The organism is Pseudomonas sp. SJZ131 (assembly GCF_007828705.1).
In the GTDB taxonomy this organism is placed as follows: domain Bacteria; phylum Pseudomonadota; class Gammaproteobacteria; order Pseudomonadales; family Pseudomonadaceae; genus Aquipseudomonas; species Aquipseudomonas prosekii.
In genome coordinates this window covers 1056237-1077687 of sequence record NZ_VIVC01000002.1, presented here as the reverse complement: position 1 = coordinate 1077687, position 21451 = coordinate 1056237, and the positions used below count along the sequence as shown (strand labels likewise).

The 21451-nt window shown below is 59.0% G+C and carries 20 protein-coding genes; 6 read left to right on the top strand and 14 right to left on the bottom strand.

The genetic code is table 11. From position 1 onward, the window contains the following. Positions 1–92: 92 nt before the first annotated feature. On the bottom strand, positions 93–1166 hold the full coding sequence (locus FBY12_RS11940; RefSeq protein ID WP_145252964.1) for an AI-2E family transporter: 1074 nt from the start codon (positions 1164–1166) through the stop codon (positions 93–95). Between the two features lie 38 nt (positions 1167–1204). After that, positions 1205–2275 carry a DUF2066 domain-containing protein gene (locus FBY12_RS11935; protein WP_145252963.1) on the bottom strand — a complete coding sequence of 357 codons (1071 nt, stop codon included), beginning with the start codon at positions 2273–2275 and terminating at the stop codon, positions 1205–1207. Positions 2276–2668: 393 nt separating this feature from the next. Between FBY12_RS11935 and purM the strand changes: the two genes are divergently transcribed. From purM to FBY12_RS11920, 3 genes are read left to right on the top strand one after another with little or no spacing between them, the layout of a single operon-like run. Next, complete coding sequence (purM, locus tag FBY12_RS11930; RefSeq protein ID WP_092271295.1) at positions 2669–3727, top strand: phosphoribosylformylglycinamidine cyclo-ligase; 1059 nt, start codon at positions 2669–2671, stop codon at positions 3725–3727. A gap of 11 nt (positions 3728–3738) precedes the next feature. Further along, on the top strand, positions 3739–4389 hold the full coding sequence (gene purN, locus FBY12_RS11925; RefSeq protein ID WP_092271297.1) for a phosphoribosylglycinamide formyltransferase: 651 nt from the start codon (positions 3739–3741) through the stop codon (positions 4387–4389). A gap of 8 nt (positions 4390–4397) precedes the next feature. After that, entirely contained in the window at positions 4398–5111 is a 714-nt protein-coding gene (locus tag FBY12_RS11920) for a DUF3108 domain-containing protein (RefSeq protein ID WP_121733493.1), read from the top strand. 195 nt (positions 5112–5306) lie between these two features. On the opposite strand, the gene FBY12_RS11915 is transcribed toward FBY12_RS11920, so the two are convergent. Beyond that, the gene (locus FBY12_RS11915) at positions 5307–6932 is read right to left on the bottom strand and encodes a methyl-accepting chemotaxis protein (protein ID WP_145252962.1); all 1626 of its coding nucleotides are present in this window, start codon (positions 6930–6932) and stop codon (positions 5307–5309) included. A gap of 152 nt (positions 6933–7084) precedes the next feature. Beyond that, positions 7085–8089, bottom strand: a complete 1005-nt coding sequence (locus tag FBY12_RS11910) for an amidohydrolase family protein (RefSeq protein ID WP_371927429.1) — start codon at positions 8087–8089, stop codon at positions 7085–7087. A 168-nt stretch (positions 8090–8257) separates the two neighbouring features. Here FBY12_RS11910 and FBY12_RS11905 point away from each other — a divergent pair, with 168 nt between their 5' ends. Both FBY12_RS11905 and FBY12_RS11900 read left to right on the top strand, forming a co-directional pair. Beyond that, positions 8258–8674 (top strand): OsmC family protein, encoded by a 417-nt coding sequence (locus tag FBY12_RS11905; protein WP_092271305.1) that lies wholly within the window; start codon positions 8258–8260, stop codon positions 8672–8674. 61 nt (positions 8675–8735) lie between these two features. After that, positions 8736–9596 carry a pirin family protein gene (locus tag FBY12_RS11900; protein ID WP_145252960.1) on the top strand — a complete coding sequence of 287 codons (861 nt, stop codon included), beginning with the start codon at positions 8736–8738 and terminating at the stop codon, positions 9594–9596. Positions 9597–9832: 236 nt separating this feature from the next. On the opposite strand, the gene htpG is transcribed toward FBY12_RS11900, so the two are convergent. The 3 genes from htpG to FBY12_RS11885 all read right to left on the bottom strand — a co-directional run bounded on the left by htpG (position 9833) and on the right by FBY12_RS11885 (position 12744). After that, positions 9833–11737, bottom strand: coding sequence for a molecular chaperone HtpG (gene htpG, locus FBY12_RS11895; protein ID WP_092281460.1), 1905 nt, complete (start codon positions 11735–11737; stop codon positions 9833–9835). Between the two features lie 81 nt (positions 11738–11818). Then, complete coding sequence (locus FBY12_RS11890; protein WP_092271309.1) at positions 11819–12271, bottom strand: PaaI family thioesterase; 453 nt, start codon at positions 12269–12271, stop codon at positions 11819–11821. Continuing rightward, positions 12268–12744 (bottom strand): PaaI family thioesterase, encoded by a 477-nt coding sequence (locus tag FBY12_RS11885; RefSeq protein ID WP_121733496.1) that lies wholly within the window; start codon positions 12742–12744, stop codon positions 12268–12270. The genes FBY12_RS11890 and FBY12_RS11885 overlap by 4 nt, the downstream gene beginning before the upstream one ends. Positions 12745–12901: 157 nt before the next feature. Between FBY12_RS11885 and FBY12_RS11880 the strand changes: the two genes are divergently transcribed. Further along, complete coding sequence (locus FBY12_RS11880; protein WP_109502352.1) at positions 12902–13180, top strand: hypothetical protein; 279 nt, start codon at positions 12902–12904, stop codon at positions 13178–13180. Between the two features lie 66 nt (positions 13181–13246). Here FBY12_RS11880 and FBY12_RS11875 read toward each other — a convergent pair whose 3' ends face one another. From FBY12_RS11875 to odhB, 7 genes are all read right to left on the bottom strand, one after another. After that, positions 13247–13648, bottom strand: a complete 402-nt coding sequence (locus FBY12_RS11875) for an MAPEG family protein (RefSeq protein ID WP_109502351.1) — start codon at positions 13646–13648, stop codon at positions 13247–13249. Further along, positions 13648–14385: a DUF599 domain-containing protein gene (locus tag FBY12_RS11870; protein WP_092271317.1), complete on the bottom strand. Its 738-nt coding sequence runs from the start codon at positions 14383–14385 to the stop codon at positions 13648–13650. Before FBY12_RS11870 ends, FBY12_RS11875 begins: the two co-directional genes overlap by 1 nt. A 258-nt stretch (positions 14386–14643) precedes the next feature. Further along, positions 14644–15957, bottom strand: a complete 1314-nt coding sequence (brnQ, locus tag FBY12_RS11865; RefSeq protein WP_145252959.1) for a branched-chain amino acid transport system II carrier protein — start codon at positions 15955–15957, stop codon at positions 14644–14646. A 419-nt stretch (positions 15958–16376) separates the two neighbouring features. Then, on the bottom strand, positions 16377–17258 hold the full coding sequence (gene sucD / locus FBY12_RS11860; RefSeq protein ID WP_101208037.1) for a succinate--CoA ligase subunit alpha: 882 nt from the start codon (positions 17256–17258) through the stop codon (positions 16377–16379). After that, on the bottom strand, positions 17258–18424 hold the full coding sequence (gene sucC / locus FBY12_RS11855) for an ADP-forming succinate--CoA ligase subunit beta (protein WP_092271323.1): 1167 nt from the start codon (positions 18422–18424) through the stop codon (positions 17258–17260). Before sucC ends, sucD begins: the two co-directional genes overlap by 1 nt. A gap of 230 nt (positions 18425–18654) precedes the next feature. Beyond that, positions 18655–20091, bottom strand: a complete 1437-nt coding sequence (lpdA, locus tag FBY12_RS11850) for a dihydrolipoyl dehydrogenase (protein WP_145252958.1) — start codon at positions 20089–20091, stop codon at positions 18655–18657. A 99-nt stretch (positions 20092–20190) separates the two neighbouring features. Further along, positions 20191–21420 carry a 2-oxoglutarate dehydrogenase complex dihydrolipoyllysine-residue succinyltransferase gene (gene odhB, locus FBY12_RS11845; RefSeq protein ID WP_092271327.1) on the bottom strand — a complete coding sequence of 410 codons (1230 nt, stop codon included), beginning with the start codon at positions 21418–21420 and terminating at the stop codon, positions 20191–20193. Between the last annotated feature and the right edge of the window lie 31 nt (positions 21421–21451).

Sequence of the window (21451 nt, the reverse complement as noted above, 5' to 3'; positions counted from 1 at the left end):
GTTTCTTTGGCGGTACAGGTTATAGCCGCGCAAAGAAAAACCGGCAGACCTGGAGATGCTCCAGACCTGCCGGCCCACGCCATCAACCCGAGTTAAAGCTCGGGGTCATCGGCGCCACTGTAGATTTCAGAATCTTTATACAAATCATGCATATGGCGCACCAGCACCATGATCACCGCCGCCACCGGCAACGCCAGCAGCACGCCGGTGAAACCGAACAACTCGCCACCCGCAAGGATCGCGAAGATCACCGCTACCGGGTGCAGGCCAATGCGATCGCCGACCAGCAGAGGCGTAAGCACCATGCCTTCCAGCGCCTGCCCGACCATGAACACCGCGACGATACCGATCATCGGGTAAAAATCGCCGCCGAACTGGAACAGCCCGGCAATCAACGCCGCGCCGATGCCGATGACAAAACCCATGTACGGCACAATCGCCGCCAGACCGGCGATCAGGCCGATCAACAGACCCAGCTCCAGGCCGATCGCCATCAGGCCCGCCGCGTAGATCACGCCGAGCGCAACCATCACCAGCAACTGCCCGCGCACGAATGCGCCGAGCACTTCATGGCATTCGCCGGCCAGGTGCACCACGCGCTCTTCACGATCGCGCGGCAGCAGGCTGCGGATTTTCGCCATCATCAGGTCCCAGTCGCGCAGCAAGTAGAAGCTGACGACCGGGATCAGCACCAGATTGGCCAACCAGCCGATCAATGCCAGCCCGGACGCGGTGGCCTGACTGAGCACGACACCGACGATATCAGTGGTCTGGCCCATGTGTTCGCTGATCGCGGCTTTGACCTTGTCGAACTTCCAGAAGTTATCCGACAGACCAAATTTCGACTGCGCCCACGGCAACGCGGTGTGTTGCAGCCAATCGAGGATTTGCGGCGTCAGTTCGTACAAGCGGAACAACTGCTTGGCGAGCATCGGCACCAGCACCAACAGCAATGCGGTGAAGATCAACGTAAACAGCGCAAACACCGCGATAACGCCCCACGTCCGTGACAGCCCGGCTTTCTCCAGCCGATCCACCAGCGGATCGAACAGATAAGCCAACAGCAGCGCCACCAGAAACGGCGTCAGAATCGGATGCAACAGCCAGACAAACACGCAGAGCAGTACAACCCCACCCAACCAGAACCAACGCCGCGTATCGGCCATGAACCACTCCATATGCTTCTATATAAAGAAAGAAAACCCTACCAACGGAATCGCAAGCTCGGCACCGGGGCAGGAACCGGCGCGGGCGCTGCCACTGGCGCCGACCCGTCCGCCACCGGCTGAACCGGTACCACTGGCGCCGCAGCCTCACCCGCAGGAACCTCCTGCAACTTCGCCAACGACAATTGCGAGCGCAGTTGCTCGACGCTGCCATTGACCCGATAAAGAATCCGGTCGCCCTCGACGCTTTGCAGACGCGCGCCAAACGGATCGAGCAAACGCCCCAGCGCCGCATAACGCTCCAGATTCATGCCTTGCACTTCCAGCAACTGTTCGCCCGCAACGCCCGGTTTGACCACAAAGCGTGGCGCCAGACGCTGACTGATCGCCAGCATCACCGCATCGGCAACGGCGGCTTGATCGGCACCCTGCACGCTGCCCGCTTCTTTTTGATCACCCAGCCACAGATGCCATTTGGCCTGCCATTGACCACCCTCTTCATGGGCGTGCACGGCGAGCAAGGCATCGGCGTTGTAGCGTTCCGAGGCATCGCGCAACGGCGCTGCGTCGTTACCTTCCAGATTTGGCGCAGTGGCGACCAATTGTTCACTCAGGTCGGCCAGCGGCAAACGCAATGGCAAACCACGATGTTGTGCGGCGCGACGCAGTGGCGCGGCGCTGGACTGGCCATCACCGACCAGGCTCGAACCCTCGGTGGAATCATTCAACCACCAGCCGAGGATCGACGGGCGATTGGCGCCCCACAGCGACAACCCGGCACGGCGCAGCGCCGCTTCGGTGGTCGCCGGGTCGAAGTCGACTTTCAGCACTTCCGGCGGCCCGGCATCAAAACCGTACTGGCTGATGATCTGTTGCGGGTCTTTGCGGATCGCCGCCAGCCCCGGATTCTGTGCAGCTTTAGGATCGCCGGTCAGGCGCAGCACCAATGTGTCCAGCGCTTCCTGGGTCGCTTGATCACGGACCTCGGGACTCTGGCTGCTGACGGGCTGGCGGACCTGATACAGGCCTTTGACGTTTTCGGCATGACTCGCCAGGCTGACCAGTGACAAACAGCCGGCGACAAACAGGGACTTGGAAAAAAAACGCATGGAGGATTCCTGACGACAAGAGCGGCTGGAACGGGCCGCGTGAATACATTGAGCAAGGCTGTGACCATCGCCCCGCGCAAAACATTCACCGGACCCCGAGAGTTTTTCGCACTGTGCTAACGATAGACGGTTAATGGCGATACCTTATACCGGGCTTGGTTCAGGCTTGCACGGCGCAAGTGCAACGACCAATCGCGGTTTTTTTCGGCCGATATGCCCCTGCCGTCGGCGCGAGGATGGCCGCTGCCCTTCAAGCCTGATAAAATCGCGCGCCTTCGCAGACCGGCTACAACCGGGCACTGTCCGAATCACGCGTGAGGCAATCGCCCCATCGATTCGGCGTTCCCGCTGAACTCGGTCGTTACCCCTGAATCCCCCCTAAAGGCCTGGATCATGAGCAAGCAACCCTCCCTGAGCTACAAGGACGCCGGTGTAGACATCGACGCCGGTGAAGCATTGGTCGAACGCATCAAGAGCGTCGCCAAGCGCACTGCGCGCCCGGAAGTCATGGGCGGCCTGGGCGGTTTCGGCGCCCTTTGCGAAATCCCGGCCGGCTACAAGCAGCCTGTGCTGGTTTCCGGTACTGACGGCGTCGGCACCAAGCTGCGCCTGGCCTTGAACCTGAACAAGCACGACAGCATCGGCATCGACCTGGTCGCCATGTGCGTCAACGACCTGGTGGTGTGCGGCGCCGAGCCGCTGTTCTTCCTTGATTACTACGCCACCGGCAAGCTCAACGTCGAAACCGCGACCCAAGTGGTGACCGGCATCGGCGCTGGCTGCGAACTGTCCGGCTGCTCGCTGGTCGGCGGCGAAACCGCAGAAATGCCTGGCATGTACGAAGGCGAAGACTACGACCTGGCCGGTTTCTGCGTCGGCGTTGTGGAAAAATCCGAAATCATCGACGGTTCGAAAGTCGCTGCCGGTGACGCCCTGCTCGCCCTGCCATCGTCCGGCCCGCACTCCAACGGCTACTCGCTGATCCGCAAGATCATCGAAGTGTCCGGTGCCGACATCGAAAACATCCAGCTCGACGGCAAACCACTGACCGACCTGCTGATGGCTCCGACCCGCATCTACGTGAAGCCGCTGCTCAAGCTGATCAAAGACACCGGCGCAGTCAAAGCCATGGCGCACATCACCGGTGGCGGCCTGCTCGACAACATCCCGCGCGTTCTGCCAAAAGGCGCACAAGCAGTGGTTGACGTCGCAAGCTGGACTCGCCCGGCCGTGTTCGACTGGCTGCAAGAACAAGGCAACGTTGACGAAAACGAAATGCACCGCGTGCTCAACTGCGGCGTCGGCATGGTCATCTGTGTTGGCCAGGAACACGTCGAAACCGCGCTGAACGTATTGCGTGAAGCCGGCGAGCAGCCTTGGGTCATCGGCCAGATCTCCACCGCTGCCGAAGGCGCGGCACAGGTTGTACTGAATAACCTTAAGGCCCACTGATGCAAGAGCGGATGTCCGCCACGTGTGATGTGGTGGTGCTGCTGTCCGGCACCGGCAGTAACTTGCAGGCCTTGATCGACAGCACGCGGACCGGCGACAGCCCGGTCCGCATCGCTGCGGTGATTTCCAACCGCGCCGACGCCTTCGGCCTGCAACGCGCCAGGGACGCGGGGATTGCCACCCGCTCGCTGGATCACAAGGCTTTCGAGGGCCGCGAGGCCTTCGATGCCGCGCTGATCGAACTGATCGACGCCTTCAACCCCAAACTCGTGGTACTCGCCGGATTCATGCGCATTCTCAGCGCTGACTTCGTGCGTCACTACGCGGGTCGCCTGCTCAATATCCATCCTTCGCTGCTGCCCAAATACAAAGGGTTACATACTCACCAGCGCGCGCTGGAGGCCGGAGACGCCGAGCATGGCTGCTCTGTGCATTTCGTCACCGAGGAACTCGATGGCGGACCTCTGGTCGTACAGGCAGTAATACCGGTAGAGTTGCACGATTCGCCGCAGAGTCTGGCGCAGCGGGTTCACGTTCAGGAACACCTGATCTACCCACTGGCCGTACGCTGGTTTGCCGAGGGTCGTCTGGCCCTCGGTGAACACGGTGCCTTACTGGATGGACAGTTACTCGCGGCCAGCGGCCACTTGATTCGTACCTAGGAGATTTTATGCGTCGCGCCCTGCTTCTCGCTTGCGCTTTGTTTGCACTGCCTCTGGCACAGGCGGCAGACCTTCAACCGTTCTCCGCCAGCTACACCGCCGACTGGAAACAGCTGCCCATGAGCGGCACCGCCGAACGCAGCCTGACCAAGGAAGCCAACGGCGTCTGGAAACTCAGCTTCAAGGCGTCGATGATGATCGCCAGCCTGAGCGAAGAAAGCACCCTGACCCTGGACAAAGACACGCTGCTGCCGCAGTCCTACCACTTCGAACGTGGTGGTCTGGGCAAAGCCAAAAAGGCTGATCTGGACTTCGACTGGGCGACCAAAATGGTCACCGGCACCGATCGTGGCGACGCGGTCAAGATCCCGCTGAATCGCGGCATGGTCGACAAATCCACTTACCAGTTGGCGCTGCAACATGACGTCGCCGCCGGCAAGAAAAGCATGAGCTATCAAGTCGTCGACGATGGCGAGATCGATACTTATGACTTCCGCGTGCTGGGTGCGGAAAAAGTCGAGACCAAGGCTGGCCAGATCGACGCGATCAAAGTCGAGCGCGTCCGCGACCCGACGCAAAGCAAGCGCATCACCGTGATGTGGTTTGCGAAAGACTGGGATTACCTGCTGGTGCGCCTGCAACAAGTTGAAACCGACGGCAAGGAGTACAACATCATGCTCCTCGACGGCACAGTCAACGGCAAGGCTGTCAAAGGCAACTGATCCGCTTGAAATGAAAAGCCCCGCAAATGCGGGGCTTTTTTTTGCCTGCGGATGGGCAATCCGGATTACCGACCAACCCTGTAGGAGTGAGCCTGCTCGCGATGCGTTGGGTCAGGCAACACATGTGCTGAATGAAACACCGCTATCGCGAGCAGGCTCGCTCCTACAGGGGTTGGGGGTGTTGTCTGGTATGGGTCAGACCGAAAACCGCGCCACCATGCTGTTCAAATCCACCGCCAGCCGCGACAACTCCTGGCTCGCCGCGCTGGTCTGGTTCGCCCCTGCCGAGGTTTGCAACGCCAGATCGCGGATGTTCATCAGATTGCGATCAACCTCGCGCGCCACAGCCGCCTGCTCCTCCGAAGCGCTGGCGATCACCGTGTTGCGCTCGTTGATCAGAGTAAACGCCGAGGCAATCTCCTCCAGCGCAATCCCCGCCGCTTTCGCCACTTCCAGGGTCGAGCGCGCGCGGCTGTTGCTCTGCTGCATCGAGCTGACCGCCGAATCGGTGCCCTGCTGAATGCCGCTGATCATCTGCTCGATTTCCTGAGTCGACTGCTGCGTGCGGTGCGCCAGCGCCCGCACCTCATCGGCGACCACGGCAAATCCGCGCCCGGCATCGCCCGCCCGGGCCGCTTCGATGGCGGCGTTGAGTGCGAGCAAATTGGTCTGCTCGGCTATCGAGCGAATCACATCCAGCACTTTGCTGATGCCATAAACCTTCTGCGCCAGATCCTCGACCTGCGTGGCGTTGGCAGTGACATCGTCCGCCAGCGACTCGATCGACAGCACCGTTTGATGCACCTGCGCGCGGCCATGCTGGGCAATGCGATCGGATTCCCGCGAGGCTTCGGAGGTCGCCACCGCGTTGCTCGCCACCTCTTCCACCGCCGCCGTCATCTGATTGACCGCCGTGGCGGCCTGCTCGATTTCCAGGCTCTGCTGATGCAAACCGCGCGTGGCGTCTTCGGTGACGCAACTGAGTTCTTCGGAGGCCGAGGCCAGCTGACTGGACGAGTCGGAGATGCGCCGAATGGTGTCGCGCAGGTTGTGCTGCATGCTTTTCAGCGCGTGCAGCAGCCGCGCCGGTTCGTCCTTGCCGGTGATGTGAATGTCGCCGGTCAAGTCACCACCGGCGACCACTTCGGCAACGCGCAACGACTGCGCCAACGGCAACACGATGCTGCGCGTCAGCAGCAACGCCAGGCCAATGGTCATCAACGCGGCAATCGTCACCATCACGCCGACCCAGACCCGCGAGTCGCTGAACACCAGCCGCGCGGCTTCGGTGGCGAGGGTGGCATTGTGCTTGTTCAGTTCGACCAGCGCTTTCAGGGTCACGGCGATGTTGTCGGCCAACGGGCTCATTTCGCCATTCAGAATCGCCGCAGCATCGGCAACCTGACCTTGCGCGGACAGGTTCATCACTTGGCCCTGAAACTCCAGATACTTCTGCTCGGCGGCTTTGAAGCGATCAAACAGCGCGCGCTCTTCGGGCAATACGATCAGCGCGTCGTAACGCTGCTGCGGGTCGCCGAGCGCGCTTTTCAGTTCGTTGAGTTTGCCGACATTCTGCTCCAGCGCCTGCGGGTCGCGGTTGATCAGCAAGCGCATGGTCAAGGCGCGCAACCGCAGCATGTCCTGACTCATTTCGCCGACCGCCATCACGCTGGGCAGCCAGTTGTTGTCGACCTGATCGGACTGCGCGCGCATGTTCGACATTTGCAGCAAGGCAAACGCGCCCAGACCAAACACCATCAACGCCAACAGGCCAAACCCGAGGCCCGCGCGCGGGGCGATATTGAGGCTTCGAATACTCATTGTTCTGGCTCCTTCCAAATGACTCTGCATCATCCCTGCAGCGGGTTGCTCTAGACGTTATCGGCCCCCGAGCGATTTACGTAAGATCAAATGGACATATTGGAAGGGTTGGCTACTTCGAACATCGGTGTGCACCGCTGCGCGCGGCGGACTTAGCGCACCGCGCGCGGCAGGATCGCGAGGAAGTTGTCGCGCGCGACTTTACGCGCGACGTCTTCCGGCAAGGCATCGAGGAACGGATCGAAGCTGCGAATTTCCTTACCAAGCTTGTTGAAACGTCCGACCACGTCCGAGCCGATCATGAAGCGATCCGGATGGCGCTCCACCAGTTTCAGCCACTCTTCCCGAGGTTTGCCCTGCTCGTCCAGCAAGTACGGCGTGAGCATGCTCCACGACAGGTCGATAAACAGATTCGGGTAAGCCTCCAGCATCCGCGTGAGGGTCGGCAGAAGGAAATCCAGTTGGGTCTGATGGCGATGGATTTCCGCGCTGGTGCCGGCGTGCGCCCAGATGAACCGCGTGTGCGGGTGATTGCGCAGCGGCTCTTCGATTTCCGCGAGGTACAGCGGATTTTTCTCACGCTTGGAAGTGATGTTGGAATGCAGCATCACCGGCAAGTCGTTCTCGGCGGCGAGGTGATAAATCCGCGTCATCGCCTCATTGTTGGCGCGCGGAGTGTCGCCGGAGGTCAACGCGGTCAGGTCGTCGTGGCGGGTAAACACTTCGCCGATGCCCTGCCACAGCCCCGGATTCAGATCGAGCATGCGCTGGATGTGCGCCGCCGAGTTCTTGTCGTTGGGATTGAAGCCAGACAGAAAGGGGTGAAAACGCTGGCGCTGCTCCGGGGTCAGCTTGTTCACGGCAGCGGCGACAATCACGTCGGTCGCGCTGTACCAATACGCATCGGCATCGTCCCCGGCGTAATAGCGCGGGCGCTTGGGTTCGTCTTCGTGCCACTTCTTCGCCACCGGAATGCCGGAAATCATTACGTGATCGATGGAATTTTCCGACATTGCCTGGAGCAATTTCGCCATGCCGGCGCTTTCCTGGAAGAAATCCACGTAATGCAGGTGCGCATCGCTGTAGGCATATTCGCGGGCGTTTGCGCAGGGCGATAAAAGGACGCTGCTCAGCGTCAACAGACAGGCGAGGCTCAGGCAGGACTGGGGCACGGGGAATCTCCGGAGGCATTAGCGTGATAGACCGCGCGCCGCCGATCAGGGTTCAGCGAGCAGCAAAGTGGAACGCAGAACAGCACAGATGCTCTATAACTTCAGGGTCCTGTTTTGATCGAATGACTTTTCCTACTGCCGATGAGGTTTCCCATGACTGTTACCGTTAATACCGTTTCCAGTGAAGGTTTTCGTCACAGCGTCCAGATCGATGACCACGAACTTTTTGCCGATGTGCCGACCACGGCCGGCGGCGAAGGCACGGCGCCGGAGCCTCACGACTATTTCGACGCCGCGCTGGGTGCCTGCAAAGCGCTGACGCTAAAGATGTACGCGAAGAAAAAAGACATTCCGCTGACCGGCGTCACCGTCGAGGTCAAACGCGACAACAGTCAGGAGCAGCAGGGCAAATATGCGCTGCACGTCAAACTGACGCTCAAAGGCGTGCTCACTGACGCCCAGCGCGAAGAGCTGCACCGCGTGGCTGATCGCTGCCCGGTGCACAAATTGATGACCACCTCCGAAGTGAGCATCGAAACCCATCTGTCCGAAGGCGCTTTCAGCCAGTAGGGGCACGGGCTGCGCGAGCGGGTTATGCTCCACGCATCACCCGCTCAGCCTGGAATGCAACATGACCACTCCGCTTGTGATTCGCCCCCGCGCCGAAGATGTCGAAGGTCAACCGATTCTTCGTCCATTACCGTCCGCCAAATGCCGCAGTGTCGGGCCTTTCGTGTTTTTCGATCACATGCTCGAAACCCGCTACCCGCCGGGCCGAGGCATGAACATTCGCCAACATCCGCACATTGGTCTGTCGACCCTTACCTATTTGTTTGATGGGCAAATCCAGCACAAGGACAGCCTCGGCTCCGATCAGGTAGTGAATGCCGGCGATGTCAGCTGGATGACGGCTGGCAGCGCGATTGCGCATATCGAGCGCACGCCCGAGGCGCTGAAACAAAGCGGTTTTCTGATGCATGGCTTGCAGGTCTGGCTGGCGTCGCCCAAGGAGCACGAGCAGGGTCCGGGGCATTACAGCCATCACCCGGCAGCTACGTTGCCGGTCATCGATAACCTTGGGGTGAAGATTCGGATGATTGCCGGGTCAGGCTTTTGCCTGGAATCGCCGGTGCCAGTGCTTTCTCCTACGCTCTACGCGGAACTGCACCTGCAGACCGCGACGACGTTGTTGATCCCGACCGAGCATGCAGAGCGCGCGCTGTATGTGCTGGACGGTGAAGTACAGCTGGATGGCGAGGCGGTTGAAGCGCATTCGCTGGTGGTGTTGCCGGCGGGTGAAGATATGACGTTGTTCGCCGAGAGCGATTGCCATGCGGTGCTGTTTGGCGGCGCGGCGCTGGACGGGCCACGGCGGATCAACTGGAATTTTGTTGCGAGCGATCCGGCCGCGATTGATGAAGCGCGCCGGCGCTGGGCGGCCGGGGATTGGCCGACGGTGCCGGGGGAAAGTGAGCGGATCGAGTTGCCGTGAGATCGCGGGGGCCGGTTAGTGCGCAATCGCGAGCAGGCTTGCTCCTGCATTGGGTGTCAATGACATTGCCTTCGCGGGCAAGCCTCGCTCCTACAGGAGAATGCATTCCAGGGTAGGAGTGAGCCTGCTCGCGATGAGGCCGCCACTGACGCCGATACACTGAAATCCCTACGCGAAAAGCGCCCAACTGCAGAAACAAAAAAACCCGCCGAAGCGGGTTTTTTTCTGCAGCTCGGTTAAACCGACAGTTCAACCAACAGCTTGTTGAGACGGCGCACGTAGGCTGCCGGGTCTTTCAAGCTGTCGCCGGCCGCCAGGGCCGCTTGATCGAACAGAATGTGCGACAGGTCGCCGAAGCGCTCGTCGCTCTGTTCGGCGTCGAGTTTCTCGATCAGCGGATGCGCCGGGTTGAATTCGAAAATCGGCTTCGAATCCGGAACCTTCTGCCCGCTCGCTTCAAGGATCTGACGCATTTGCAGGCCCAGGTCTTGCTCGCCAATCGCGAGGATCGCCGGGGAATCGGTCAGACGATGGGAAACCCGGACTTCAGCGACGGAATCGCCCAATGCGGTTTTCAGACGTTCAACCAGACCTTCTTTGGACTTGGCGACTTCTTCCGCAGCTTTCTTGTCCTCTTCCGAGTCCAGGTTGCCGAGGTCCAGATCACCGCGCGCCACGTCGACAAAGCTCTTGCCGTCGAAATCGCTGAGGTAGCTCATCAGCCACTCGTCGATGCGGTCGGTCAGCAGCAGCACTTCGATGCCTTTCTTGCGGAAGACTTCCAGGTGCGGGCTGTTTTTGACTTGCGCGTAAGTCTCGCCGGTCAGGTAGTAGATCTTGTCCTGACCTTCCTTGGCGCGAGCCAGGTAATCGGCCAGACCGACCACTTGCTCGCCTTCTTCGCCCTGAGTAGAGGCGAAACGCAGCAGGCCGGCGATTTTTTCCTTGTTGGCGAAATCTTCTGCCGGGCCTTCTTTCATGACCTGACCGAAGTTTTTCCAGAAGCCTTTGTATTGCTCAGGCTCGTTCTTCGCCAGTTTTTCCAGCATGTCGAGAACACGCTTGGTCAGCGCCGATTTCATCGAATCGATGATCGGGTCTTTCTGCAGGATTTCCCGCGACACGTTCAGCGACAGGTCGTTGGAATCGACCACGCCTTTGATGAAACGCAGGTACAGCGGCAGGAACGACTCGGCCTGATCCATCACGAACACGCGTTGCACGTACAACTTCAGGCCTTTCGGCGCTTCACGCTGGTACAGGTCGAACGGCGCACGGGTCGGCACGTAGAGCAGCGAGCTGTATTCGAGCTTGCCTTCGACCTTGTTGTGGCTCCAGCTCAGCGGATTTTCGAAATCGTGAGCGATGTGTTTGTAGAACTCCTGGTATTCCTCGTCCTTGATCTCGGTGCGAGGACGGGTCCACAGGGCGCTGGCACGGTTGACGGTTTCCCACTCAACGGCTGGCTGCTCTTCGCCTTCAGCGGCAGCCACTTCTTTCGGCAGCTCGATCGGCAAAGCGATGTGGTCGGAGTATTTCTTGATGATGTTGCGCAGACGGTAGCCGTCAGCGAACTCGTCTTCACCGGATTTCAGGTGCAGAACGATGCGGGTGCCGCGCTCAGCTTTCTCGACGGTGGCCACTTCGAAGTCGCCCTCACCTTTCGACGACCAGTGCACGCCTTCGCTCGCAGCTGCGCCGGCACGACGGCTGAACACGTCAACTTTGTCGGCAACGATGAATGCAGAGTAGAAACCGACGCCGAACTGACCGATCAGGTGCGAATCCTTCTTCTGATCGCCGGACAGGTGTTTCATGAAATCAGCGGTGCCGGACTTGGCGATGGTGCCCAAATGGGTGATCGCGTCTTCGCGGCTCATGCCGATGCCGTTGTCTTCGAGGGTGACGGTTTTCGCGTCTTTGTCGAAGCTCACACGGATTTTCAGTTCGGCGCCACCTTCCAGCAACTCAGGCTTGGACAGGGCTTCGAAGCGTAATTTGTCGACAGCGTCAGAGGCGTTCGAGATCAATTCGCGAAGGAAAATTTCCTTGTTGGAATACAGCGAATGGATCATGAGGTGCAGCAGTTGCTTCACCTCGGTCTGGAAGCCCAGGGTTTCCTTTTGAGTTTCCACACTCATGGTCATCAAACTCCAATCAGATGGCAGTGGCCGCGACCTTCAGGGTCGACGGCGGGTTGTCATCAGAGTTTGGGGCTGAGTTCAGGATTTCAAGGGCTCTTCGATTTTGAAATGCCCGCGCGCAGTGGCAATCGGCTCGGCTTCGGTGCTTTGCCACGCCGTCACCGCGACATTCGCCACGCGCCGGCCCTGCCGACACACCTGGCAACGTGCCCAAGTATCGCGAAACTGCCCGGCGCGCAGGTAATCGAGGGAGAAGTCGATGATCTTCGGCACGCCCGGCGAACCGGTAAAGATCAGCAAATGCAACGCCGCCGACAGCTCCATGAACCCGGCAATCACCCCGCCATGGATTGCCGGTAATAAAGGGTTACCAATGTTGTCCTTGTTCGCCGGCAGACGAAATAGCAGCTCATCGCCGACCCGCGAGCATTCAATGCCGATCAGTTTTGCGTAAGGAATCAGGTGCAGCAGCGAAGCGTAGTCGCCCTGCTCGTGCGCTTGCTGCAGTTGCTCTTTGAACGAATCGCTCATTTCTTCTCCCCTGCAACCACACCGCCGAAGCCTTTGGTGCCCTTGATGCCTTTGCCCATGCGCATGAAGGTGCCGACGACATGCGCGATGGGCTGCTCGGGATCGTCCTGATAAGCAAAACCTCGAGCGAAGATCACGTCGGTGGTCACCCGATAACATTGGGCGAAACCGTAGACATCTTTATGCGGTTCGGCGGCGTGCATGTAGTCGATGCGCAAATCGAGGGTCGGGCACACTTCGAATTCCGGCAACACGCACAACGTCGACATGCCGCACGCGGTGTCCATCAACGAGGTCAACGCGCCGCCGTGAATGATTCCGGTTTGTGGATTGCCGACGATTTGCGGGCTGTAAGGAAGGACTACCGTTAGTCCATCTTCACTGGCGCTGTGCACGCGCAAGCCGAGTACCTGACAGTGTCTCAGTGCTGATAAAAAGCGCGTCGCACGCTCAAAAACGGGGTTTTCGGCCATTTGAGGAAAACTCTTTTTAGTTCGCTGGTAAAGCGTCGGTGGGTGCTGTAAAAGTTCCGCCGGATAAAAACTTATATATCTGTGTGAAATGAGGAACTTATCGCTGACGCCTGAGCTCGAAAGGCCAGTAGATAATATCCATAAGGAGATACACCCCATGCGTAAGACTTTAGCTATTGCCTTGATGTTGACCGCTTCCCTCGGTCTCGCTGCTTGCGATAAAAAATCCGAGGACAAAGCTCAAGATGCCAACCAACATGCTGAGCAAGCTCAGGAAAAAATGAACGAAGCTCAGGATAAAGTGAACGACGCTGCGAAAGAAAACGCCGAAGCAGCCAAAGATCAGGCTGAATCGAACAAAGCTGCCGCACAGGAAGGCACTGCCCCTGTAGCTCCAGCCGCTCCAGCTGCTCCAGTAGAAGCGCCTAAAAACTAAGTCGTTTTTAGCGTGATAAAAGAAAACCCGCCTGGTGCGGGTTTTCTTTTGCCTGTTATTTGCCGCTTAGAGCAATACCGTTCTAAAAGTCGGACTAATCATCAGCAATAACGAACAGATCAAGCCGACCAGCCACACCAGGCTGCGCTGCCACGCCAGATCAGCCCAATAGCACAGCAAGTAGATGATGCGTGCAATCACAAAGATGATTGCCAACGAATCAATCAACCATCCCGCCGTTTGCGTGGTATGCGCCATCAGCACACCGACGGCAAACAGAATAAACGCTTCAATACTGTTTTGATGCGCCGCCAATGCGCGGGCGCCGAAACCGGTCAGTTGCGCCTGTTGCTGACGCGGCAGATTGTTGTTGTAACCGCCCTGCTCTTTCATGGCTTTGGCCACGGGCATACGCGCTACATAAATTAGCAGTGCACTGATAAACACACACCAGAACGGAATACTCATCAAGCGGCCTCTTTATTGGCGTCGGGCAAGGGTGCCTCTGTAGGGGTATAGACCATCACGTCGAGAACGTCGGAATGGAACTCGCGACGGTATAACACCAAAACCACGCCGGTGCTCATCAACATGAATAACCACGGGCTGACGAACCACGCGAGCATGGTCATGCCGAAGTAATAGGAACGCAGGCCGAAGTTGAACTGGTTGGCCGCCATCGAGATGACCCGCGCTGCGCGTGCGGCAAAGGCTTTGCGCTCCTGCTCGGAAACATGGCGCTCGCCGATCATCGGTGCCGAGCCGACGAGGATCGCGGCGAAGTTGTATTGGCGCATGCACCAACTGAAGGTGAAAAACGCGTAGACGAACACCATCGCCAGGCACAGCAATTTGATCTCGGACATGCCTTGCGAGGCCTGCTGCACCATCGGGATGTCGGCGAGCAACGACACTGCCCGTTCCGAGGCGCCGAGCACGGTGAGAATACCGGCGAGGATAATCAGGGTGCTCGAGGCGAAGAACGAGGCGTTGCGCTCCAGGTTGCCGATCACGCTGGCGTCGGCGATGCGGTTGTCGCGCAGGAGCATGCGGCGCATCCAGTCTTCGCGGTACAGGTGCAGCACGCTGGCCAGGCACGCGGTGTCGCGACCCTTCCACGTCGCGTATCGGGTATAACCGCCCCAGCAGATGACAAACCACAACGCGGCGAGCAGATGGATCAGGTTGGCGTGGATGAACGACATGCAGGTCCTTGTGATGTATTGGGTAACGGCAAAACTGTGGGAGCGAGCTTGCTCGCGATAGCGGACTTTCAGTCAACATCTTTAGTGGATGTTATGCACTCATCGCGAGCAAGCTCGCTCCCACATGGAGTTGGGTAGTGCTTCGACGTTGGATGGTGGGAAAAGACACTGCCTCAGGCGCATAAAAAATGCCCCGTATCGATTGATACGGGGCATTTCTGTTTCGACCGATGGCCCGCTCGTGGCGGGCGCTCAGATTCAGGCCAACGCTTCGGCGCGCTTGCCGAGCAGGCGATCACACACGGCCGCGACCACCAGGGTCATCACCGACGGCACGAGCCACGCCAGGCCTTGCTCGCTCAGCGGCAAGTGAGTCAGTTGCGCCGGCATCCAGTCCGCCAGACCTGCGCCTTTCAGCGCGTCGATCAGGCCGAAGATGAACGACACCAGCATCACCGGGCCAACGATGCGCCCCTGTTCGCGCCAGAAGTCTTTGCAGAAGCTCAGCGCGACCAGGACGATGCACGGCGGATAGATCGCGGTCAGCACCGGGATCGAGAACGCGATCAGCTTGGTCAGGCCCAGGTTGGAGACAAACAGCGAGAACACCGCGAGGATAATCACCAATGTCTTGTAGGACAGTGGCAGCACCCGGCTGAAGTATTCGGCGCAAGCGCAGGTCAGACCAACCGCTGTAACCAGACATGCCAGCGAAATCAGCACAGCGAGGAAGCCGCTGCCCAGCGAACCGAAGGTGTGTTGCACGTAAGCGTGCAGCACTGCCGCGCCATTGGCAGCACCGGCGGCGACTTCGTGGCTGCCCGAACCGAGGCGGAACAGGCTGACGTAAACCAGCGCCAGACCGACGCCGGCGATCATCCCGGCGATGATCGCGTAACGGGTGATCAGCGCTGGCGACTCGACGCCACGCGAGCGGATCGCGTTGACGATGACGATGCCGAATACCAATGCGCCCAGGGTATCCATGGTCAGGTAACCATTGATGAACCCTTGGGAGAAAGGCGCCGCGACGTATTCAGGCGTGGCCGTACCGATGTCACCGGCCGGCAGCGCAAACGCCGCAATGCCGAGAACGGCCAGGGCAATAATCTTCAGCGGTGCAAGGAAACGTCCTACGGTGTCGAGCAGACGACCCGGATAGAGCGAAATGAAGAACACCAGCAGGAAGTACACCGAGCTGTAGAGGAACAGCGCCAGCGGGCTCTCGCCGGTCAGCGGCGCCAGGCCCACTTCGAACGATACCGTGGCGGTGCGCGGGGTGGCGAACAACGGGCCGACAGCGAGATAGCACGCAGCGGCGAGAATGCCGCCAGCGACTTTGCCGATCGGGCTGCTCAAGGCATCCATTGCACCGCCGACCTTGGCCAGCGCGACCACGGTGATCACCGGCAAACCGACGGCGGTGATCAGGAAACCCAGTGCCGCCATCCAGACATGAGGCCCGGACTGCAAACCGACGATAGGCGGGAAGATGATATTGCCGGCCCCGACGAACAGGGCAAACGTCATAAAACCAAGTGCCAGAATGTCCTGGCCTTTCAACACTTTCATTAAGGAAATACCACACTACTGAATCGGAATTTAGAGAGGGATTTCCCTTGTGGGTGAGGGAAATGCTGTCGATCCGCATAGGGCCGACCCGTTCAGCGCGTAGCTGCCTTGTGGGCTGCGGGCGCAAAAATGGCTGCTAGCCTAACGAATTTGCCCGACAAACGCACTGTTAGAGGGCGAACATTCCGATACGCGACATTGCGATGTCGCGTTTTTGCATGTAAATGGGTGTCGTCTGTAAATAAGCCTTCGCGGGCAAGCCTCGCTCCTACAGGTTGGCGTCGTATTTGTGAACGAAGAGAAACCTGTAGGAGCGAGGCTTGCCCGCGAAGAGGCCCGAAAGGCCAACAAATCCCGGAAACGACAAAGGCCACCCGAAGGTGGCCTTTGTTTGGTGAAGCGTCAGCTAAGCACGTGGCTTATTTGATCGCCCAACCGGTCAGCTCGGACAAAGCCTTGCCGATGTCTGCCAGCGAACGCACGGTTTTCACGCCTGCGTCTTCCAGGGCAGCAAACTTCTCGTCTGCAGTGCCTTTGCCGCCAGAGATGATTGCGCCAGCATGGCCCATGCGCTTGCCCGCAGGGGCAGTCACACCAGCGATGTAGGAAACAACCGGCTTGGTCACGTGTGCCTTGATGTAGGCAGCCGCTTCTTCTTCAGCCGAACCGCCGATCTCACCGATCATTACGATCGCTTCGGTCTTCGGGTCTTCCTGGAACAGCTTCAGGATGTCGATGAAGTTCGAACCCGGGATCGGGTCACCGCCGATGCCGACGCAAGTCGACTGACCGAAACCGGCGTCAGTAGTCTGCTTCACAGCTTCGTAGGTCAGGGTGCCGGAACGCGAAACGATACCGACCTTGCCTGGCAAGTGAATGTGACCTGGCATGATGCCGATCTTGCATTCGCCTGGAGTGATCACGCCTGGGCAGTTAGGGCCGATCAGGACTACGCCCAGCTCGTCGCACTTAACTTTAGCGTCCAGCATGTCCAGGGTAGGAATGCCTTCGGTGATGCAAACGATCAGCTTGATGCCGCCGAATGCCGCTTCCAGGATGGAGTCCTTGCAGAAAGGAGCCGGTACGTAGATCACGCTGGCAGTAGCGCCAGTTTGCGCAACAGCGTCTTTCACGGTGTTGAACACTGGCAGACCCAGGTGCTCGGTGCCGCCCTTGCCCGGAGTAACGCCACCAACCATCTTGGTGCCGTATTCGATGGCTTGCTGGGTGTGGAAACTACCTTGCGAACCGGTAATACCCTGGCAGATAACTTTGGTGTCTTTATTGATCAGGACGCTCATTATTTGCCCTCCGCAGCTTTGACAACTTGTTGAGCAGCGTCGGTCAGGCTGGTAGCAGCGATGATGTTCAAACCGCTTTCTGCCAGTACTTTAGCGCCCAGCTCAGCGTTGTTGCCTTCAAGGCGAACAACAACCGGGATTTTCACGCCGACTTCTTTCACTGCGCCGATGATGCCTTCGGCAATCATGTCGCAACGAACGATGCCGCCGAAGATGTTGACCAATACTGCAGCGACGTTAGTGTCGGACAGGATGATCTTGAACGCTTCGGTAACGCGTTCTTTGGTAGCACCGCCGCCCACGTCGAGGAAGTTGGCTGGTTTGCCGCCATGCAGGTTGACGATGTCCATGGTACCCATGGCCAGGCCAGCACCGTTGACCATGCAACCGATGTTGCCTTCCAGCGCTACGTAGTTTAGTTCGAACTTGGCAGCGTGCGCTTCGCGCGGATCGTCTTGCGACGGATCGTGGAAAGTTTTCAGCTTAGGCTGACGGTACATGGCGTTGGCGTCGATGTTGATCTTGGCGTCGAGGCAATGCAGATCGCCGTCAGCCTTGATCACCAGCGGGTTCACTTCCAGCAGAGCCAGGTCGTGATCCTTGAACAGCTTGGCCAGACCAACAAAGATCTTGGCGAACTGAGCAACTTGCTTGCCTTCCAGACCCAACTGGAATGCCAGCTCGCGACCCTGGAATGGCTGAGCGCCAACCAGTGGATCGATCGTGGCTTTCAGAATTTTTTCTGGAGTGTCGTGAGCGATTTTCTCGATGTCCACGCCACCTTCGGTGGAAGCCATGAACACGATGCGACGGCTCGAACGGTCAACGACAGCGCCCAGGTACAGCTCTTTAGCGATATCAGTGCACGACTCAACCAGGATCTTGGTGACTGGCTGGCCATTGGCGTCAGTCTGGTAAGTCACCAGACGCTTGCCCAACCACTGTTGAGCGAATGCCTTGGCGTCTTCTCTGCTGCGAACCAGCTTGACGCCGCCCGCTTTACCGCGACCACCTGCGTGAACCTGGGCTTTGACAACCCATTCGGTCCCGCCGATTTTGTCGCACGCTTCTGCTGCTGCTTCCGGGGTGTCTACGGCGAAACCCTGGGATACTGGCAGGCCGTACTCAGCGAACAGCTGCTTACCCTGATACTCGTGAAGATTCATGCTTATTACCGTCTTCGTTAGGTACTGCGCATTCGGTGCTGCACTCGTTCAAGTGCCGCACCACCTGTGACTGCTGCTTGCGTAGCGGTCCGGTAACCGGTGTTCCGGTTAACCGGTGTTCCGGTTAACCGGTGTGACTACGCAAGGCTGCGTCCGGCGGACATTCCGCGGTGAGTCTTGCACGCAAGGCTCACGACGGGCCTTCCGCCGTGGTTTCTTATTGTCTTGTCTTAACGCTTCTTGCGGTTGGCGATGTGAATGGCGCCGCCATTCACTGCCAGAGCAGCTTCGTGCAAGGCTTCGGACAGGGTCGGATGGGAGAAAACCATCATGCCCAGGTCTTCGGCACTGGTGCCGAATTCCATACCGATTGCGCCCTGCTGAACCAGTTCTGCAGCGCTCGGGCCAATTACGTGGACGCCCAATACGCGGTCAGTCTTGGCATCAGCGATGACTTTCACGAAACCGCCGGTATCGTTGGCTGCCATGGCACGGCCACTGGCTGCGAACGGGAAGGTGCCGACGTTAACTTCAACGCCTTCAGCCTTCAAGGTCTGCTCGGTCTTGCCGACCCACGCGATTTCCGGGTGAGTATAAATAACAGACGGGATCAGGTCATAGTTGATTTGGGCTTTGTGGCCCTTGATGCGCTCAACCACCATGATGCCTTCTTCGGACGCCTTGTGCGCCAGCATCATGCCGCGAACCACGTCACCAATGGCGAACACGCCCGGTACGCTGGTCGCGCACTGGTCGTCAACGAAAACGAAACCACGTTCGTCGATGTTCACGCCGCTGTCAGCTGCCAGCAGCTCGGTGGTCACCGGACGGCGACCAACGGCAACGATCAGCTTGTCGAAGGTGATGTTCTGTTCGCCGTTGGCATCGGTGTAGTTCACAACGACTTCGTCGCCGTTGACTTTCGAACCGGTGACGCGAGCGCCCAGCTTGATGTCCAGACCTTGTTTGGTCAGGGTTTTGTAGGCTTCCTTGGAAACCGCTTCGTCAGCAGCCGGCAGGAACTTCTCCAGCGCTTCCAGAACCACGACTTCGGAACCCAGACGCGACCACACAGAACCCAGTTCCAGACCGATCACGCCAGCGCCGATCACGCCAAGACGCTTAGGTACCGATTGGAATTCCAGCGCGCCGGTCGAATCGACGATCACGTTCTGGTCAACCGGAGCGGGTGGAATGTCGATCGGACGCGAGCCCGAAGCGAGGATCACGTTCTCGGCTTCGATGATTTCGACGGTGCCGTCAGGCTTGGTCAGTTCGACTTTCTTGCCGGCCAGCAGTTTGCCGTGGCCTTGCAGGGAAGTAACGCCGTTAGCTTTGAACAGGGTCGCAACGCCAGAGGTCAGGCCTTTGACGATGTTGGCTTTACGGCCAACCATTGCTGCCACGTCCATGGTCACGCCAGCGTGATTGATACCGTGGATGGCGAAGCCGTCTTTGGCTTCCTTGTACTTCCAGGAGCTGTCCAGCAGCGCCTTGGATGGAATGCAGCCGACGTTCAGGCAAGTACCGCCCAGAGCCAGTTTGCCTTCCTTGTCGGTGTACTTCTCGATGCAGGCAGTCGAAAGACCGAGCTGTGCTGCCTTGATGGCAGCCACGTAGCCACCAGGGCCGGCACCGATCACTACTACGTCAAATTTCTGCGACATTCAAAAAATCCTCTTTTTTGCGGCAAGCTTAAAGCCGCAAGCCTCAAGCCAGACTGCCGTTTCCGGCAGTTGGAGGCTTGAAACCTGCAGCTGCTTCTATCAGATATCCAGCAGCAAACGAGCCGGGTCTTCCAGCAGGTTCTTGATGGTAACCAGGAAGGTCACAGCTTCTTTGCCATCGATCAGACGGTGATCGTAGGACAGAGCCAGGTACATCATCGGACGGATAACCACCTGACCGTTGATCGCCATCGGGCGCTGCAGAATGTTGTGCATGCCCAGGATGGCCGCTTGCGGCGGGTTGACGATCGGCGTCGACATCATCGAACCGAAGGTACCACCGTTGGTGATGGTGAACGTACCACCGGTCATTTCGTCCATCGACAGTTTGCCGTCGCGAGCCTTCTTGCCGAAGGTGGCGATGCCGCCTTCGATTTCAGCCAGGCTCATCATTTCAGCGTTGCGCAGGACCGGTACTACCAGGCCACGGTCGCTGGAAACAGCCACACCAACGTCGGCATAACCGTGGTAAACGATGTCGGCGCCGTCGATCGAAGCGTTGACTGCCGGGAAGCGTTTCAGCGCTTCGGTGGCCGCTTTGACGAAGAACGACATGAAGCCCAGGCGTACGCCGTTGTGGGACTTCTCGAACAGATCCTTGTACTTCGAACGCAGGGCCATGACTTCGGTCATGTCGACTTCGTTGAAAGTGGTCAGCATCGCCATGTTCGACTGAGCTTCAACCAGACGCTTGGCAACGGTGGCCCGCACGCGGGTCATCGGTACGCGCTTCTCGATGCGGTCGCCAGCGGCGAACACTGGAGCGGCGGCGGCAGGTGCAGCAGCCTTGGCAGGCGCGGCGGCCGGTGCGGCTTTCTTGGCAGCAACAGCAGCGACAACGTCTTCCTTGGTGACACGACCACCCTTGCCGGTGCCGGAAACGGAAGCGATGTTGATGCCGTTTTCTTCAGCCAGCTTGCGAGCAGCCGGTGCAGCAACAGGATCGTCTTCGCCATCGGCAGCTGGAGCAGCGGCTTGTGCGGCGGCCGGAGCAGCAGCGGCAGCAGCAGGAGCCGGAGCGGCAGCAGCGCCGCCCTCTTCGATCGAGCCCAGGACTTCGTCGGACAGAACGGTGTCGCCTTCGTTCTTGACGATTGCGCCCAGCACGCCGTCGGCAGTAGCCAACACTTCCAGCACAACTTTGTCGGTCTCGATGTCGACGATCAGGTCGTCACGCTTTACCGCGTCGCCTGGTTGCTTGTGCCAAGTGGCAACGGTGCCATCGGCAACCGATTCCGGGAAAGTGGGGGCTTTGATTTCGATAGCCATTATCTGTGGGTCCTTAAATTCGGTTTCAGGT